The sequence below is a fragment of the Azospirillum sp. B506 genome, from assembly GCF_000333595.1.
In the GTDB taxonomy this organism is placed as follows: Bacteria; Pseudomonadota; Alphaproteobacteria; order Azospirillales; family Azospirillaceae; genus Azospirillum.
In genome coordinates this window covers 1-1,138 of record NZ_BADK01000858.1, presented here as the reverse complement: position 1 = coordinate 1,138, position 1,138 = coordinate 1, and the positions used below count along the sequence as shown (strand labels likewise).

The 1,138-nt window shown below is 64.1% G+C and carries 1 protein-coding gene and 1 pseudogene; both read left to right on the top strand.

From position 1 onward, the window contains the following. Positions 1 to 90: 90 nt before the first annotated feature. Positions 91 to 369: pseudogene (locus I71_RS26650) on the top strand (SDR family oxidoreductase); the annotation flags it as partial. A gap of 158 nt (positions 370 to 527) precedes the next feature. After that, positions 528 to 1,138: FadR/GntR family transcriptional regulator (locus I71_RS26645; protein WP_042701082.1), on the top strand; the 611-nt coding region annotated here is incomplete at its 3' end.

Here is a 1,138-nt window from a genome sequence, read left to right as displayed (position 1 = left end):
GGTCGCGCGGCGGCGGGCAAGATCATCAACATCGGCTCGCTGACCAGCGAACAGGCCCGCGTCACGGTGGCGCCCTAAGCCGCCGCCAAGGGCGGAATCCGCCTGTTGACCAAATCGATGACGGCGGAATGGGCGGAGTTCAACGTCCAGATCAACGCCATCGGTCCGGGCTACATCGTCACCGAGATGAACAAGCCGCTGATCGAGAACGAGGAGTTCGACGGCTGGGTGAAGAAGCGCACGCCCGCCCGCCGCTGGGGCAACCCGACGGATCTGGTCGGCACCGCGGTGTTCCTCGCCTCGCCGGCGTCCGATTTCGTCAATGGACAGCTGATCTTCGTCGATGGAGGCATCATGGCCGTCTATTGATCTCCCTCCGGGAGCGGTGCAACCTTCGCCACCCCATGCCGTTGTCCTAAGGACACGGCATGGGGTGGCGGGGCATGCGATTGACTTGGCCGCCAAGGATGCCTAAAGAATTGGAGCGATGGTAAACCAGCGAACCAATTCGGTGATCGGAGAGCGGCATGGATGATCCTGATTTCGACGTCTCCCGCCACTTTCAGAAGATCAAGATCCGGCGTCCGCCCGACATCATCATCGAGCAGATCAGCGACCTGATCGCCCGCCGGATCATCAAGGCCGGCCAGAAGCTGCCGGCCGAACGGGTGCTGGCGGAGCGCTTCGACGTCAGCCGCGGCACGGTCCGCGAGGCGTTGCGCCGGCTGGAGTTCTTCGGGATCGTCCGCACATCGCCGCAAAGCGGAACGGTGGTCGAGAATCTGAGCGAGCATGTGCTGATCGGCCTGATCAGCAACATCCTGAACGCCGGCGACACCAGCCCGGAGATGCTGATCGAGGTGCGCGGCGCGCTGGAGGCCTTGTCCGCCCGGCTGGCGACCGAACGCGCCCATGGCGCCCAGATCGCCGAAATCCGCAAGGCGCAGCAACGCATGCGCGAGCAGGCCGAGGCCAACGCCTACACGCTGGAAGAGGATCTCCTGTTCCATCTCAAGGTTGCCGAAGCGACCAACAACAACCTGCTCCGCTCGCTGATCGCTCTGATGGGACCGGACGTGCTCCGCTTCTCGCATCAGCACGCCACCTACAAGGACGGCCGCATGCATGCCGCGGCCAA